General features: G+C 47.1%; 8 protein-coding genes. 6 read left to right on the top strand and 2 right to left on the bottom strand.

The window, feature by feature from the left end:
* On the top strand, positions 1 to 1,740 hold a 1,740-nt coding region (locus tag QUA71_RS26985; RefSeq protein WP_333289828.1), incomplete at its 5' end, for a choice-of-anchor D domain-containing protein.
* 230 nt (positions 1,741 to 1,970) lie between these two features.
* Here QUA71_RS26985 and QUA71_RS26980 read toward each other — a convergent pair.
* Positions 1,971 to 3,356 (bottom strand): 2-polyprenyl-6-methoxyphenol hydroxylase-like oxidoreductase, encoded by a 1,386-nt coding sequence (locus tag QUA71_RS26980; protein WP_333289826.1) that lies wholly within the window; start codon positions 3,354 to 3,356, stop codon positions 1,971 to 1,973.
* 399 nt (positions 3,357 to 3,755) lie between these two features.
* Between QUA71_RS26980 and QUA71_RS26975 the strand changes: the two genes are divergently transcribed.
* Positions 3,756 to 6,866, top strand: coding sequence for an MFS transporter (locus QUA71_RS26975; protein WP_333289824.1), 3,111 nt, complete (start codon positions 3,756 to 3,758; stop codon positions 6,864 to 6,866).
* A gap of 1,010 nt (positions 6,867 to 7,876) precedes the next feature.
* Positions 7,877 to 12,436 carry a response regulator gene (locus QUA71_RS26970; RefSeq protein ID WP_333289822.1) on the top strand — a complete coding sequence of 1,520 codons (4,560 nt, stop codon included), beginning with the start codon at positions 7,877 to 7,879 and terminating at the stop codon, positions 12,434 to 12,436.
* 130 nt (positions 12,437 to 12,566) lie between these two features.
* Here the strand turns inward: QUA71_RS26970 and QUA71_RS26965 are convergent, their stop codons facing one another.
* Complete coding sequence (locus QUA71_RS26965) at positions 12,567 to 14,228, bottom strand: glycosyltransferase family 39 protein (RefSeq protein WP_333289820.1); 1,662 nt, start codon at positions 14,226 to 14,228, stop codon at positions 12,567 to 12,569.
* A gap of 74 nt (positions 14,229 to 14,302) precedes the next feature.
* Between QUA71_RS26965 and QUA71_RS26960 the strand changes: the two genes are divergently transcribed.
* The 3 genes from QUA71_RS26960 to QUA71_RS26950 all read left to right on the top strand — a co-directional run.
* Positions 14,303 to 15,790, top strand: coding sequence for a hypothetical protein (locus tag QUA71_RS26960; protein ID WP_333289818.1), 1,488 nt, complete (start codon positions 14,303 to 14,305; stop codon positions 15,788 to 15,790).
* 352 nt (positions 15,791 to 16,142) lie between these two features.
* Positions 16,143 to 16,547 (top strand): hypothetical protein, encoded by a 405-nt coding sequence (locus QUA71_RS26955; protein WP_333289816.1) that lies wholly within the window; start codon positions 16,143 to 16,145, stop codon positions 16,545 to 16,547.
* Positions 16,548 to 17,322: 775 nt separating this feature from the next.
* Positions 17,323 to 17,718: DUF4347 domain-containing protein (locus QUA71_RS26950; protein ID WP_333289815.1), on the top strand; the 396-nt coding region annotated here is incomplete at its 3' end.

Here is a 17,718-nt window from a genome sequence, read left to right as displayed (position 1 = left end):
CTCGGTACAGCAGTTTTAAACCTCAGCAACCTTACCTTACCAACTGGATTTAGCCTAGTCGGAACCTTACCTGCAACTGTGGCAGCCGGCGCGAGTGCTAATTTGCTTCTTCAAGTAGATACCACAGTAGCAGGAAATAAAACAGGTACGCTGCAATTTGTCAATGATGATAGTGACGAAAATCCCTTTGATTTCCCCATAGCGGCCTCCGTCACAACCACACCATTACCAGAAATTCAAGTTTTAGACGGGACAACAGATATAGCTGATGGTACTGCAAGTGCGCTCGACTTTGGTAGCGTCATAGTTGGCACGACTCTCAACAAAACCTTTACCGTCAAAAATCTCGGTACAGCAGTTTTAAACCTCAGCAACCTTACCTTACCAACTGGATTTAGCCTAGTCGGAACCTTACCTGCAACTGTGGCAGCCGGCGCGAGTGCTAATTTGCTTCTTCAAGTAGATACCACAGCAGCAGGAAATAAAACAGGTACGCTGCAATTTGTCAATGATGATAGTGACGAAAATCCCTTTGATTTCCCAATAGCGGCCACAGTCACAACCACACCAACTCCAACCCCGACACCTGCACCCGTACCCACGCCAACACCTGCACCCGTAACCACGCCAACTCCTGCACCTGTAACCACGCCGACACCTGCACCCGTACCCACGCCAACACCTGCACCCGTATTCACGCCGACTCCAGCACCCGTACCGACTCCAACACCAGCACCCGTACCCACGCCGACTCCAGCACCCGTACCGACTCCAACACCAGTACCCACGCCGACTCCAGCACCCGTACCCACGCCTACGCCTGTTAACATTCCGGATACAGAGTGCATTTGCGATAAAATTGAGTATCCCAATCTCAACAAACCCAACGAACAAATTGATAATATTATCAATGGTCGTCCCGGTCTTCTAATTGGTACTCCCAGAAAGGACGCATATTTTGGCAGCAACAGTCCCAATATCTTTGATGCTTTAACTGGCAACGACAACCTATTTGGTGGCGAATTTAAGGATATCTTCAACGGCAATGAAGACAATGACTTCATTGACGGCAACAAAGGAGACGACCTCTTATTTGGTGGCAAAGGAAACGACTTCCTTCTTGGTGGTTTTGGTGAAGATATTATCTTTGGTAATGAGGGCAACGATGCAATTAACGGCAAAGAAGATAATGACTTAATCTTTGGCAATCGAGGTAATGATTTTATCGACGGTGGCAAAGGAAACGATATCCTATTGGGCGGAAAAGCTCAGGATTTAATTCTAGGCAGCGAAGGCAATGATACTCTCTTCGGACAACTCGCAGACGATACTTTGTGCGGCGGTGCAGGAGATGACTTCCTCAGCGGCAACGAGAATAAGGACTTAATCGACGGCTGCGAAGGAAACGATACAATTTACGGCGGTGAAGATAATGATACCTTACTCGGCTGCGTTGGCGATGATTTCTTGTCGGGAGATTTAGGGGATGACAGCCTGATCGGAGGTTTGGGCAACGATACTTTTGTCTTAGGTGTCGATCGCGGATTCGATATTATCTCTGATTTTGTCAAAGGTCAGGACTTCATCGGATTGTCGGGAGGTCTGACTTTTAACCAGTTAGAAATAACTCAAAACAATAATAGCGCGCTGATTAAATTAAAGGGAAGTAGAGAAGTAATTGCTTCGTTAACCGGAGTCACCGCCAGCCTAATTGCTGTCAACGATTTCCGAACATTTTGATCTCATGTCCGCTAAAATAACAGTTATAAATTTGTAGTAAACACGTGCTTCCTCATAAAAGTATGAGGACTTCAACCCTCACTACCAACCACTTTTATCATCCAGGTTCTAGCGGACATCATATCAGGTTAAATAAACGCAGATGAATAGGATTTCATCTGCGTTTATCTCCATTCATCGGTACTGAAAAAATATAATTGACAAAAATAACCTGATTCTGTATAAACTCTTTATCTTAATTCGGTCTTCTGACTTCCGGTGACTAATTGCCCGATCGCCTTAAGCGCAATACTGGGATGAAAAAGTACAGCCGGGGACTCAATCATGTGCAGAACTTCCAAAAAAGCTTGACAAACTTTAGCATCTCTGACGAGCACTTTTAACACCAGATCCATGTAATCAATTGTCAGCCGCGTAGCGAGGTTTAGTTTTGCACCTTCACTTCCCGGATAGCGAGAATCCTGACTGATGGCAAATATCCACGGAATAGTGTGTAATTTTGCTAGTTTTTGTTGAAATATTCGGGCAAAGCCTGTTAAATTGCCTTCTGGATACCGCTTTCTTTGCTTGTGCAAACATTCATCTAGCATCTGAGCATCCAGCGCAGCAACCGTCATTCCCTGTCCGTATATCGGGTTAAAAGCGCAAACTGCATGACCGATAATTATTAAGTTTTCAGGGTAACGAGGGAGCCGCTCGTAGTGGCGCAAACGGTTTTCTGTACCTCGATAACTATAAACAGGTGTTATCGCTTCTGCGTCTTTAATTGCATCATAAATTGTCGGGGTTGGCAAAGTGCGGGCAAATTCTAGAAAACCTGCTTCGTCGGTCGGGGGATAATCGCGATCGCCCCCGATGAGAATCACCAGCCAGCGATTGCCTTCGATCGGAAAAATTGCACCGCCACGGGTGCGAAATGGCGGTGCGGTTGACACAAATACTGGCGCAGTGTCTGACAATTTACCGCTGCCTTCATAGATGCGGCTGGCATAGCCGACAAAAGCATTGATAGCGGTTTCTTGCGGAGGTTCATAGCCCAAACTTTTCAACCATTGAGGTGTTTTGGAAACTTTGCCGCCAGCATCGACTACTAAATCTGCATACAAATTTTCTGCATGGATGTTACCCGGGTTTTGGCGATCGCGAAAACGCACCGACACGCCAGCAACTTCCGTGCATGAGGCATTCGCCAGCAACCCCGTTACTGTGCCTCCTTCGAGGAAATGCACGTTCGTATTTTCAGCCAACCGGCGGCGAATTTGCCAATCCAGTAAATCCCGACTGAACATAATTAAATCATTTAGATCCGGGCTAAATTGCGGGGCCCAACCCGCCGGACTAAACCACCCGATCGACTTCGGATTTAACCTAGGAGCACCAGCAGCTACCAGTTCGTTTTCCAAGCCGGGAAACAACTCTTCTAGGATGATTTTCCCCCGATTTAAAAGGATGTGAAGGTGACGGGATTGAGGAATCCCGGGGCGAGGTGCGGGTTTTTCAGGAAAAAAATCTCGTTCAACAATACTTACTCGGTCGAAGTGTTTTGCTAATACTCTAGAGGCCAACAGTCCTGCTAAACTTCCACCAATAATAATTGCATGACTTTCTCGCTGCACTATAGAATTCCTTGAAAACTAATTTGCTATGGCCTTGGTTGATGAATTGTGAACAATTTGTCGGGGCTTCTGTGCCGACTCTTAATATCGATCGACCAAAGATTTTCCTCTGCCCTTATTTTAATCCGACTTACCATTACTACCATCTATCTCGGATGCGCCGCAGCGCACCTGACTCATACCTGAGAACTAACAACTTCACAACTGCCAATTTACATAGCACAAATATTTCTAAAGTGACAGCCGGCCACAGACATATTTCTAGACTTCCAACTGTAGGGGGATGCTTTAGCTCGTCAATAAGGCGATGCTTGCCATTGGGGGCATGAGTCTAAAACTATACATTGGTTAACTTGCGCCAATGAGCGCGCGCACCCACTCCTTAACGAGGAATATACTATGTATCAAAATTTGCCAATAAATCCACAACTGTATAACATCGGGTTCTGGCTGGCCCAAGTGCCAGTAGAGCAGACTACTACAAACACAGAAGACGCAGCACTCCTCTATTCCGGGCCGCAATTTTTTATCGCCTTGATAGCTGGAGTGGTACTCGCCTGCGCTTTCCAACTATTGCTAACAAATTTATCAGTAGCCGCGGGCCTTTCGTACATGGGACAATCCCACGACGACGACGGTCACCACTCCGATAGCGGCAGCTCCCCAGTCCGCCACATCGGCCGAAAGGTAGGTACTTGGACGCTAGTCACCGTCACCATTGCCCTATTCTTTGCTTGCTTGCTAGCAGTTAAGCTCAGCTTGATTAGCAGTCCCGGTTTAGGTGCGATCGTCGGTTTAGTCGTGTGGGCAACCTATTTCTCAATGCTTGTTTGGGTGAGTTCCACCACCGTCGGTTCCTTGATCGGTTCCGTCGTCAACACCGCCACATCAGGTTTTCAAGCGATTGTCGGCACCGCAGCCTCGGCCATCGGCGCAAAAGCAGCCAGCAACCAAGTTGTCGCCACCGCGAAAGCAGCAGCAGCAGCAGTGGGCCACGAACTGGGTAGCGCGATCGACCCCACAAGCTTGCGGGAAAACGTCGAAGACTACATCCAAAGCCTCAAACCGCCAGAATTAGACATCAAAGGGATGCGTAGCGAGTTTGAAAAATTGCTCAACGATCCCCAACTAAAAACCATTGCAACCGAAAATTTGCCGAATCTCGATCGGCAAACTCTCGTAGATTTAGTAAGTTCGCGATCGGACTTATCAAAACGCGACGTAAACCGGATTGTAGACCAACTTCAAGATGCTTGGAAACAAGTAGGAAAACAAGGGCAGCAATCAGACGGCATCGCCCAATTAGTAGACTATCTCAAATCTGCCAAATCGGGAGATTTGGTCTCAGATAAATTGGCAAGTAGGGTAGAAAAAGTCCTCAGCAATCTGGGCGGTAATCTGGGCGGTCAAAATTCTGGACAAAGCCCGACCATGATGTCCCAAGCAACGACAATGGCAGTCAATGCTTTAATGGGAATAGTATTGGGTCGCACGGATATTTCTGACTTGGATGTTGAAAAAGTAGTGGGTCAGCTCAAAGAAGCTAAAGACAAAGTTACCCAGCAAACTGATAAAATTAACGCTCAAGTCAAAGGCGAACCCGTAACTTACAGCCCAATTCGTGCAGACGTAGAAAACTACCTACTCAACACTTATTCGTGGCAGATGAACCCCCAAGCCATCGAGCGCGAATTTCGGGACGTTCTCTACGATCCTACGGCCGATCCAGGAACTGTGCGCCGCGAATTAGAAAAACTAAAACAGTCTAATTTTGCCGAAATCCTGGCTAGTAGAGGTGTTTTTACCCAAGACAAAATTAAACAAATTTCCCAGGAATTAGAAGCAATTAGACAGCGCGTTTTACAAACCGTAATCTTTGCTGAGGAGCAAGAAAAATCTCGCGATTTGCAGTGGCGACTGGAAACTTATTTGAAACTGACGCCGAAAGAAGAACTGACAGCAGCAGGTATCGGGAGGGATTTCAAAAAAATCTTAGAGGATTCCGACGCTAGTTACGAACAGTTGCGCGATCGGCTTTCTCCTTACACCCGCGACAGTTTTGTGCAAATTCTCCGAGGTCGCGAAAACTTCGGATTCCAGGAAGTAGAACAGATTGTTCAAGAGTTGGAAAGGACGCGAGATGTAGTTTTAGCAGATGCTAAAGGTCTGCAAGAAGCAGCGCAAGCCCGACTAGACAATCAGTGGCAAAGAGTACAAGAATACTTGAAGTCTACGGGCAAAGAAGAACTCAATCCCGAAGGCATCAAGCGCGATTTCAAAACGCTGCTGGACAACCCGGAAGCGGGAATGTGGGCGCTGAGAGCTAGAGCTTCTAGGTTCGATCGCCAAAGTTTGGTAAAATTGCTATCTCAGCGGAAAGACCTCAGCGAAGACCAAGTAAATCAGCTTCTCGACAGCACTGAAGAAACTTGGCACAGCGCCCTGCATACCCCGCAAAAGTTGGCGGAAAAAGCTAAGGATCAGTACGACAATACAACAACCGCCCTTGCAGATTACCTCCGCAATACGGGCAAATCAGAACTCAATCCAGAAGGGATTAAGCGGGATTTGACAAAACTGCTGGAAAATCCCAAAGAAGGAGCTTTAGCGCTGCGGGGCCGCCTGTCTCAAGTCGATCGCGATACTTTGGTGAAACTGCTTTCTCAGAGACAAGATTTGAGCGAGGAACAAGTCAATCAAATTATCGACCAAGTGCAGGAAACCCTGGGCTCGATTGTGAAAGCGCCGCGCCGTTTGGCAAAGCGGATGCAAAGCCAAGTGCAGGATTTTCAGAGTGTTTTACAAGATTATTTGCGTAATACAGGCAAGGATGAATTAAATCCCGACGCCATCAAGCGCGACTTGCAACTGCTGCTGCATGACCCGAAAGTCGGCGCTTACAGTTTGGGCGAGCGCTTGTCACACATCGATCGAGCTACAGTTGTTTCTCTGCTGTCTCAGCGGCCGGATATTTCTGAAGCAGAAGCCAATCGCATTGTCGATGGAATTTTGTCGGTGCGTGACGAGTTCGCAATGCAAATTCAGAAAATACAGGAGGGTATTCAGTCGGTAATTGACGGGATTCTCGGAAAAATTCGGGATTACCTCAATTCGCTCGATCGCCCTGAACTCAACTACGAAGGCATTACGCGGGACGTGCGGAAGTTATTTGACGATCCGCAAGCCGGATTTGACGCTTTGCGCGATCGGCTGGGTCATTTCAACCGCGATACTTTAGTAGCACTAATGAGTTCCCGCGAGGACATTTCCGAAGCAGATGCCAACCGCTTGATCGACCAAATTGAAAGAAGCCGCAACAGCGTCTTGCAAAGAGCAGAACGCTTGCAGCAAGAGGCGCAGCTTCGCCTCGAAAGCATCAAACTGCAAGCCGAAAAACAAGCCGAAGAAACCCGGAAAGCAGCAGAAGTTGCCTCTTGGTGGCTGTTTTTCACGGCTCTTTCCTCGGCCGCTGCTGCTGCAGGCGCCGGTGCTTTAGCCGTCATCCGGTAAAAAAGACTCAAGTTGCGATCGTCGGATTGCAAATAGTGCCTGATATGAGTTTCTACTGATATCAGGCACTAATGTTAGTAAAGGATTTGATCGGAAAGTGGGAACGGGTTTGTATTAATTTGTGGGTACTGTTGAATAATGTTATGGGTAAACCCGTTCCTACCCGTTTGTTGAGGATTGTGCAAACTGTGAATTTATAAATCTTAATTAGCAGTTTTGATTAATTCAAAATAGAAAAGTAAAAAACTTATTTTTGTGATTGTTGTATATTTTATTTTAGGATGTAATAAATGAAAAGTCGCCGGATATTCTTAGCCTCTGCTATAACAATTTTTGCAGGCGGTTCAAGCTTCTAGGCTGGATAGGCTTTTGGGCTTATTCCCCTACTCCTGCAACGATTGCTATTCAACGACAAAAATTAAAACAGCTATGGGAATGAGAACCTTTTGGCAGGCCCAACTCGCCGCGCCAGTCCGCTCTCTCCTCAATATTTTTAGGTACAATAATAGTGAGGGTTCTCAACCCAGCACGCCTGTTCTACCAACCGCCCACCGGGAGCATCTGAATATTTGTAAAAATATTTGTAAAAATACTTCTTCTGGCTGCTTGCTTCTTCCTCTTTCCTTCTGCCTCCTGCCTCCTGCCTCAAAACTCCAATTTCTTCTAGCTTGGCTGTGAAAAAGTGGGATGCTCCCCCGCCCGCCTCCCTGGCTGCGTCAGTATCAAACGCGAACTGTTTTGAGTTCGATCGCCCGTTTCCTTTGAAGATGCCGATCGTCAGGTTATAACTTGTAGGTCATAGGTTGTGCATAATAGGGAACTAAAGCTGTGAAAATACTACACTGACTGTGGGGGGCAACATACCGGATACCTTGGAAATACCAAGGGCTTTGCTCTCGTCACCCCAGAACAGTCCAAACACGCAGGCCTGCGATCGCCAATGCTAAACAACCTACGTCTCAAACCTCTCCTGGCTAGTTGCCTAGTAGCACCGTGAGGAGGGCGACGCCATGCAACTCCGAAAAAAAACACTATTAATCATCGGTGCAGCGCTGATCAGCCTGATTGTGGTTCTCTATGCCACTGCATCAACTATTTTGCTGCATGATTTTCACAACCTGGAGGCACAGTACGTCCGCCAGGATGTCGCACGGGCTTTGGACGCATTAGATGATGACTTGTCGAATTTAGACACCAGCGCCCAAGATTACGCCGAGTGGGACGATACTTACTCTTTCGTCGAAACACGGAACGAAAATTTTGTCAAGTCAAATTTCGTCGATTCGACATTTATTTACTTGAGACTAAACTTATTGGTGCTGCTGGACTCCAACGGTAAGACGATCTTCAGCAAAGGTTTCGACCTTAAATCCCAAACCGAAATCCCGATTCCCGAAAGCTTAAAACAGCACTTGACCGAGGCGCTGCTCGACTCACCGACAGTCTCGGGCGATCGCCCCGCCGCCAAAACAGGCGTCCTCACCCTGCCCGAAGCCACGCTGCTGATTGCTTCAAAGCCGATCTTTAACAGCAACGCCCAAGGCCCGCCGCGCGGGACGCTGATCGTGGGACGCTATCTCGACAGCAGCGAAATCGGTTTGCTTTCAAAACTAACTCACCTGTCAGTAGATTTTAGATTGCCGAGTTTGGATTTTAAAGTCGGAGCCACGAACTACTCCGCGCACGGCGCCAAGGCCATGGCTCCATCCAGGCAGGATTTGGAAAATCTCAAACTCAAAATTTCCCACCTCAAATCAGTAGAAATTTTAGTCGAGCCACTCAGCGACACCTTCGTCGCAGGATACGCCCTGATTCGCGACATCCACGGCAACCTAGCGTTGCTGCTGCGGGTAGAGACAGATCGCATCATCTCCCGCCAAGGTCAGGCTACCTTGGAGCTGTTTACCTTATCAATACTGGCAGTAGGTTTAATATTTAGCGGGATCACCCTGCTGTTGCTAGAAAACTTAGTCTTGGCGAGATTGGCTTCCTTGAGCACCAGCGTCAGCAACATCGCAGCCAACGGCGACCCAAGCTTGAGAGTTCATATGGCCGGAGCAGATGAACTCTCAAGCTTGGCCGACGCCATTAACCGAATGCTAGAAGCATTGGGCAATTCTCAACTCGAACGTAATGAAAGCGAAGACCGCTATCGGTTGATGGCCGAAAACTCAACCGACATGATCACCAGACACGATCCCAAAGGCGTGTTTGTTTACGTCTCCCCAGCCAGCCGGGCTTTGCTGGGATACGAACCTTCGGAACTCATCGGCCGCGTCCCCAACGATTATTTTCACCCCGACGATTTAGAAACCATTGCCAAAGCTCACTGGAAAGTCCTGGCGCTCCCAGTTACTTACACCGTCAGCTACCGCATCCGCCGCAAAGACGGCAAATACATTTGGTTTGAAACCACCGGCCGCACGATCAGCGATCCCCAAACCGGCGAAGTCCAAGAAATTATCGGCATTTCCCGGGACATCAGCGTGCGGAAGCAAACAGAACAAGAACTGCGAGAAAGCGAAGCTGCAATAAAAGCGTTGTACCAAGTGACTTCGGCTCCTCGTACAGACCCGCTCAACCACCTCTCTACCTTTGATTTGCGCCTCCAAGAACTGCTGGCAATGGGATGCCGGCATTTAGGCCTGTCCGTGGGAATTTTGTCCCGCATTCAAGGCGACAACTATCAAATAATGGCTGTTGAGTGTCCCGACAGGTCGATCGTCAAAGAACAAATCTACGATCTGGAAAAAACCTTCTGCGTGGCTACGGCAATGGCAAAAGAACCGATTTACTTTGAATCGGTAAGATTTTCGGGTTTTTCCTTCAACAGCGACGATCGAGCCTTCCCCATCGAAGCTTACATGGGCATTCCCGTCACGGTGGCAGGTGAAGTTTACGGCACTCTGTGCTTCTTTTCTCCGACTCCTGTGACAGAACCGTTCCGAGTTGTAGACAGAGAGTTGGTGAAACTGATGGCTCAGTGGGTGGGAAGCGAACTCGAACGCCAGCAAACCGACGTAGATTTGGCAAAAGCTCGCGATCAAGCACTGGCGGCTACTAGAGCCAAAAGCGAATTTTTAGCCACCATGAGCCACGAAATTCGCACTCCGATGAATGGAGTCATCGGCATGACCGGTTTGCTGCTGGATACCCCCTTAACTCGCGAACAGCGCGATTTTGTAGAAACTATCCGCAGCAGCGGCGATGCCTTGCTGACGCTGATCAACGATATTCTAGATTTCTCCAAAATTGAGTCGGGCAAATTGGACTTGGAGGAACATCCGTTTGACATCCGCACTTGCATTGAGGAATCTCTAGACTTGGTAGCTGCCAAGGCGGCAGAAAAAAAACTGGAAGTGGGTTACTTGATCGATCGTACAGTACCGGCAACGGCGATCGGCGATAGCACCCGCTTGAGGCAAATTTTAATCAACTTGCTCAGTAATGCGGTTAAATTTACCGAAGCTGGAGAAGTAGTGGTTGCGGTGACTGCCAAAAAGATTTCAGTGTCAGCGGCTAACGCTAAAGAACCGCCAGCAATTAATGGCGAACCGGTAGTAATTAACCCAGCATACGAAATACATTTTGCGGTCAAAGATACCGGTATCGGCATTCCGAGCGATCGCATGGATCGGCTATTTAAATCTTTCAGCCAGGTTGATTCTTCAACGAGCAGGCAGTACGGCGGTACCGGATTGGGTTTGGCAATTAGCAAGCGTTTGGCCGAAATGATGGGCGGCAGGATGTGGGTGGAAAGTATGGGTAGTGTCGCGGGCAATCCTCCTGCTGATTTTAGATCGTCGGCAGTTTTTGATTTGGGATGGGCAGAATCTTGCGAAATTGCCGAAAAATACGCCTCTGGCAAATCTGTACTCAGCAACAAGCCGCTAGGCCAAAATACGAAATCCGTTGGCTCTACTTTTTATTTCAGTACGATCGTTTCTGCCTGCAACAGTTGCTTACCAGTTAGCTTGAGCAATTCTCAACCTGAATTAGCTGGCAAGCGAGTCTTAATTGTCGATGACAATGCTACCAACCGCAGAATTTTGACTCTCCAAGCTCAGTCTTGGGGAATGGTGGCTAGGGCTTCAGCTTCGGCTCATTTGGCTTTAGATTGGCTGGCTGCTAAAGAGATGTTTGACTTGGCAGTTTTGGATATGCAAATGCCGGAAATGGACGGCTTAGCTTTAGCGGCGCAAATTCGCCGGTATCCTGATTGCGAAAAGTTGCCGTTAGTGATGCTAACTTCGATCGGCAGGCAAGAAATTAACTCTCCTGCTATGGAGATGGATTTTGCTGCTTTTTTGAATAAACCCATCAAACAATCTCAGCTTTACAATGTTTTAATCAATATTTTTGGAGAACAGACAACTGAATTTAAAGGGCAGCGCACTAGCGGGCCTTTCTTGCAAAGCATACCCGTGCTGGCTGAGGACTTACCCCTGCGGATTCTGTTGGCTGACGATCATTTGGTGAATCAGAAGGTGGCTTTGCAAATTTTACAGCGGATGGGGTATCGCGCGGATGTGGCGGGAAACGGTATCGAAGTGCTCGAAGCTTTGCGCCGCCAGCCTTACGATGTGGTGCTGATGGATGTGCAAATGCCGGAAATGGACGGACTGGAAACTACCCGCCGCATCCGCGAGCAATTTTCAGCAGATTTAACTTTAGAAAATCACACGGGAGAATCAGAAATTTCCGTAACAGATGAGCAATCTAATAATCTAGACTCGACCAAAAATCCCACGGGAGGATCGAAAGTTTTCGCAACAGATGAGCAATCTAATAATCGAAAATCCAGAATCCAAAATCCAAAATTGACTGAGGAGGAATCTAACAATCGAAAATCGAAAATCGAAAATCGAAAATCGACGAGACCTTGGATTGTGGCGATGACGGCAAATGCGATGCAGGGCGATCGCGAAGAGTGTATGGCTGCGGGGATGGACGACTATTTGAGCAAGCCGATCGCCATTGACCAATTGGTGCGAGCTTTGCTCGGGTGTAAATCTCGATCGAACTCCGCATTCGATCGCCTGCAGCCGATTGTTTGTTTGGATGCCCCGGCGGAACAGATCGGAGAAACGAGTGAATTAGAAGTGCGATCGAATGTGGCTGTTGCAGGAAATCCACAACTGACAATTCCCAATTCGCCCGCACTCGACGATCGCGGTGCATCAAATCTCGATCGGGCTTTGTCACAGAGCCACGATTCCCTGAGTGCCAAGATTATAGAGGGACTGCGAGAAGTGGAAGCTTTGGACGAGGCGATCGAGATTTACCTCGAAACAGCTCCTGAACTGCTGCAAGGCATCTCTATGGCCTTGAGCAACGCCGATCCGCTGGCTTTGCGGCGATCGGCTCACTCTTTAAAGTCGATTAGCGGTACTCTCGGTGCTTTTCGCTTGTTTGAGCTGTGCGAGGAACTCGAAATCATGGGCCGCATGGGAACGAATGCTAACCAGCCTTTACCCGATCCGGCCTGCGCGCTTTTAGAACAGGTTGAGGCCGAGTATCAAAGAGTCGAAACGGCGTTAAAAATAGAAATGCAGTCTGTTGATTGTTAGCGGTTAGAGCCTGTCCGATTGATTTCTCATAAATTCAAGTCCCCTCCGGGTAAGGCTGTCAATCTGAAGCAACATTAGACAATCGAAAGTTGTCTCACCCACTCTAAGGAGGGGGCTGTTAACTATTAACTTACTTTTTAGTTACCAAAACCCAATCGTCGGCTGTTTTGACAATCTCAGCATTCTGCAAACCTAAATGTTTTAAAACTGGTTTTTCTAACAGAAAATAAGGTTGAGGAAGAGTTTGCCATTTCTGTTTGAGCGTCGGCGCGTCGGCCACAATAACTTGGCGTTGACTGTAAAAATTCAGGGAGGGACGGCCCAAGCGGTGAGAAGTAAACACTTGTTGACCGGCCGGAGTTCCTGTGCGGACAATTTCGGCGATCGGCTTAACGGGATAATCCTCCGCCAGTTCCCAAACCCAGTTATCTGAAGCGACCAATACCAACAGCGTCAGGTAAGTTCCCCAAATTAAAACTAATATAAACTGCCGGTCTTTGCGGTGCAGCAACACGGCCGCCATTGTCATTGTCAAAGCTACAACCATCAGCATTAACTGCAAATCACGCTCGGGAGGCATAATTTGTCCCCCGATCCGTACCCAGCCACTGAAGTACACGCAACCGACGACAGCAACTACACCCAGCATTGCCAAAATCGCGGGATGAGGCAACAAAGAAATAGCATAAAAACGTTCTTCTGCTTCCTCTTTGACCGGCTCTGGCGGCAGCCACAGTTGCTCCCAAACTTCAGCGAGATAACTGCCAACGGCTAGAGCAAAAGCTGGATAAATTGGCAAAACATACCACGGCAATTTAGTAGTCATCACAGAAATAGCCAGCAGATATACTCCAGTCCAAACCAATACTAATTTTGGCCCGGGAAAACTGCGATTTTCCCAACTCAAACGCAGCCCTTGCAGCCAAAATAACTGCCAGGGCCAAGCTAATTTTAAAATTTCTAAAAGATAATACCAAGGCGGGCCTTTGTGACTGCTCACAGGTTCCGAAATGCGCCGGAAAGATTCGTTAACTAAATTAGTGTGGATGAAATATTGGCCGTAGTGCAGCCATTGGGCAAAATACCAAGCAGCTACTGGCAATGTTCCGATCGCCAATCCGCCCCAAAGATACCCAGAAGTGAGGAGTCGCGGGGTATCCCAAACCAAAAAAATACAGCCAACAGCAGCCAACAGCAGCCCCAACATGACGCCCTTAGTGAGGCAAATGAGTCCGAACCCAATCCCCGCCCCCAAAGCGTAGCGCAAGTCGCGGCGCGATCGTAGCAAACACCACATCGCCCCCAGCAAAAAACACAAAACCGCCCCATCCAACATCGCCAAACGTCCGTGCCGCACCACCGGTAACAGCGTCAGATAAACGAAGGCAGAAAAAATGGCGATCGACCGTCTGGGAAACAACTCCCTGCCAATGGCGTAAAGCAGAGGCACAGAAGCGGCCGTCAGCATTGCCGGTACCAACCTCGCCGTCAATTCGCTGACGCCGCCTGCTGCAAAACACAGCCCGATTAGCCAGTGTACCAGCGGCGGTTTGTTGACATAAGGCATAGAGTCGATCGTCGGATACAGCCAATTTAAGTTGCCGCGCCAAATTTCGCGGCTTACCTGCGCTGCAATGCCTTCATCCCAATCCCGCAAAGCCACGCCGCCCAGATTCAGCCCGAAAATCAGCACTGCAGCCCACAGAAAAGCCAGCATCCACACTTTGTCTGTAAAGCTGTCATTCCAGCGATTTTTCGGTTTGCGGCCCAGGAATGGAAAGATTTCTGACATAAGTTAAGAGAGTTTTGAGCGTCCCAAACTGAAGGTAAACTTAGAAAGCAGTTATTTGCGACTAGGAAAATACCATGAACTTGCCTGTAATTATAGATATTATCATTGGCTTAGTCTTTATCTACCTGACTTTAAGCTTGCTAGCTTCGGAAATTCAGGAACTGATTGCTACTGTTTTGCAGTGGCGGGCGGAACATTTAAAGAAGTCGATCGAAGTGCTGATTTCTGGCGGCAGCGAAGGCGCCAAAGATCCCCTGCAATTTAAGCGAGTCGGACAATTGGCCAATTCGATTTACACCAATCCCATGATCAAGGATTTGAATCAGGGCGCGAAAGGGCTTTTATCAGAGGGATTCCGTTCTGTTACGCACCGCATGGGGGATTTTTACCACGGAGTTACGGGTACTAAAAATGTTTTCGGCAATAAATCGAGTGGGCCTTCTTATATTCCAGCCGAGTGTTTTTCGGCTAGCCTTTTGGAGACTTTAAAGGTTTCTAGTTTGCTCAGCTCTATCTCTAAAACCCGATTGGAAAGATTTAAAAATTTACAATTAGCACAAATTCAACAGATTGGACAAAATCTGAGTTTGCCGGATGCTACTAAACCGATTATTGAGCAAGAATTTAGGTGGCTGACTGCGGAGTTCAATCGAGTTGTTGAAGATTATCAAAACAATTTAGCAAGTTTGAACAACAGCTTAGATCGGATGTCGGAAAAGTTAGGATTTTATATTAATGATTCTCAGGTTTATCTACCAGAAACCGAGCTAGCAGGGAGAGAATTTCAGAGGCATATGGCATTTGTCAAGGCTCGTTTTGACAGCAAAATTGAGCGGGTGGCGCTGCTGGGGCAACTGCAACCGAGTTTCAGCAATCTGTTAACTACTGTTAAAAAAAGTCAAGATACGGTAGCAGAAATTATGGATATCAAAGAGGAGAGTCCAATTTATCAACAAATTCAAGAAACCTTGGACAGTATGCCAGAATCTTTGAAACGCAGCCTTTATATTTTAGCGCAGCGCGCTGAAAAAGGCGGCGGAGATACTCAAGAGCAGTTGCAGCGGTTTCAGAAAGAAATTGAAATTTGGTTTGACCAATCGATGCAGCGTGCTTCTGGTGTTTACAAGCGGAATGCCAGAGGGGTAGCGATTTTGCTCGGAACTGCGATTGCTGTCGCTGCTAATGCTGATAGCATTAATATTATTAATCGGTTATCGAAGGATTCGATGCTGCGATCGAATGTTAATTTGTACGCTGAGCAGTTGGTGGCAAACAATGCTAAGACTAAATCAAATAATTTAAGCAGTCTGACACAAGTTCAAAAGGATGTCGATCGAGCTTTGGATCAGGTAGCTCTGCCTTTTGGATGGAGCGAACAGAACAGCTTAGAACGAGATAAGCAGGGGAATTTATTGTGGTCGGCTTTGATAATAAAATTGTTTGGTTGGATATTGAGCGGCGTAGCTATTTCTATGGGGGCTGCTTTTTGGTTTGAGGCGCTCAACAAGATTATTAATATTCGCAATGCCGGGAAAAAACCGCCATCTTCCACAGAATCTTGAGCGGTGCAGTTGCGATGCCAATAAATTAACTGTCATACCCTTTTAGATTTTAGAGAGGGGAATGACTGAATACTATCGAGGTTTGAAGCACCTGCTTACAGTTGGATTTTTTTTTGAAAGTGGTATCACGGATAGGATATGGGATCGATAGGTAATTTCGCGTTTGCCGGAAGTCCGGGAAAACACGCAGAATATAAATTCCGTGCGATCGCGGATGGCAGTGCCGCAGAAATAGGGGAAACTGATAGATAGGTTAAATAAGAATGAGCGAAATAAACAAGGTAGCTGGCAGCTTCTGGCGGTCAGAGTCCAGGGTTTATCTAGCGCTCAACTCACTTTTGGAGGACGGAATATGTTCACTTCTTTAAGGGAAACGACTCCCGCCTCGGAATACGCAAATCCCCCATCCAAAAGCTTTGTATTCAAGGACTCCAGCATCAATGAAGGTGGATATTTTGTTTCCAGAATTTTGGCTGGCGAATCTGACTGCATCGAGAAATTTACCTCGGCACTTCAAAAATATGCCTCTATCCTTAGAGAAATTGACAAAGTTCGCACAACTTCTGGCGACCGCTCCGGCAAACTGCAATTAGGCTTTGTTATCCTCAGTTCGGATTACCTCGAACCATACAGAAGTCAATTGCCAAAAGCGCATAGTTCTCTGACTCAAAACAGCGGACTTGGTTCGTGTTATGCCGATCGAGATAGTGATACACTCAGCAACGGCGGTGGGCGCGCTCGACTGTTTGCTAATTAAGGAGAGTGATTTAATGAAGGGTGTGGAACGTACCGAGGGGGACTGGACTCGAATGCAATTGTAATTAGGGAGGCAGGCGCGATCGCAATCAACGATTTGCTCGGACTCAACCTGCAATCCTATCAAATCCCCCTGAATAATTTTAATCCCGTTTTTAGGGACGAGGGCAGTCCTCAAAGTGTCCGCACCCGCCTACAAACAAATTGCTCCCCAGCCATTAACCTCTATTTAATATCAGAGTTTTTACTGTTAGTAAATGCGACCCAACCCCCTTAGCATCAGTATTTGGGTGTATCGAATATCTAGCAATTTCAAAGCATATATAATTATTAAAAATGTACATTATTCAGTTTTAGAGGAATGAAATAAAGGTAGGTAATCCGTACTACCTTGTGCATACACGTAAAATATCACAGTCCCCTAAAAACTCCTAAATATAATTAATAAAATTGAGGAAATGGAAAATTAGTGCACCATTTTCTAATACCTAAGAGAAGGCTACTCTTAGCCACATAAAGTTAAAAAAAGTTGTATGTAACACCGGGATGTATTTGAATATTCCGATAAAATTTGCTATCTATTCCCAGCGGTAGTGGCCAAAACTTCCCTTCGACAAATCCGGCAACAGGTATATGGGAATACAAATAAATAATAAAACAAAAAAAAATCTAAAAGTGTACATTTTCTCAAGGTGGTGTTAAGATATAATTAAATAAGCCTGATGAGATTAATCCGGGGTGTATCTACTAATAATGCCCTTTATGGAGTCTCCACTATGAGTTCTACATTCGCTCAAATTAACTCACAATCTTCTTTAGAAAAACGACCACTGCGCTCCTTAGTCTTCATTGACTCCGGCGTGGAAGATTACGAGTCAATTACAGCGGGAGTGCTGCCGGGACAGCAGGTAGTAATACTCGATCGCACCAAAAACGGCATCGAACAAATCACCTCCGAGATGGAAAAATACGCCTCTACTCAGGGGGCGATAAACTCGGTTCACATTATTTCTCACGGCAGTTCTGGCAGCCTACAATTAGGCAATACCGCTCTGGGTTCCGATAATATAGAGCAATACAAAAGCCAGTTGGAAGAGTGGCAAAGTTCACTAGCCCCACAAGCAGACATCATGCTGTACGGCTGCGATGTAGCAGGCGGTACAGGTGCTAAT

Source organism: Microcoleus sp. MON1_C5, assembly GCF_036701875.1.
Lineage (GTDB): Bacteria > Cyanobacteriota > Cyanobacteriia > Cyanobacteriales > Microcoleaceae > Microcoleus.
The sequence above is the reverse complement of the archived record's forward strand: the minus strand, read 5'-3'. Positions and strand labels throughout refer to the sequence as shown.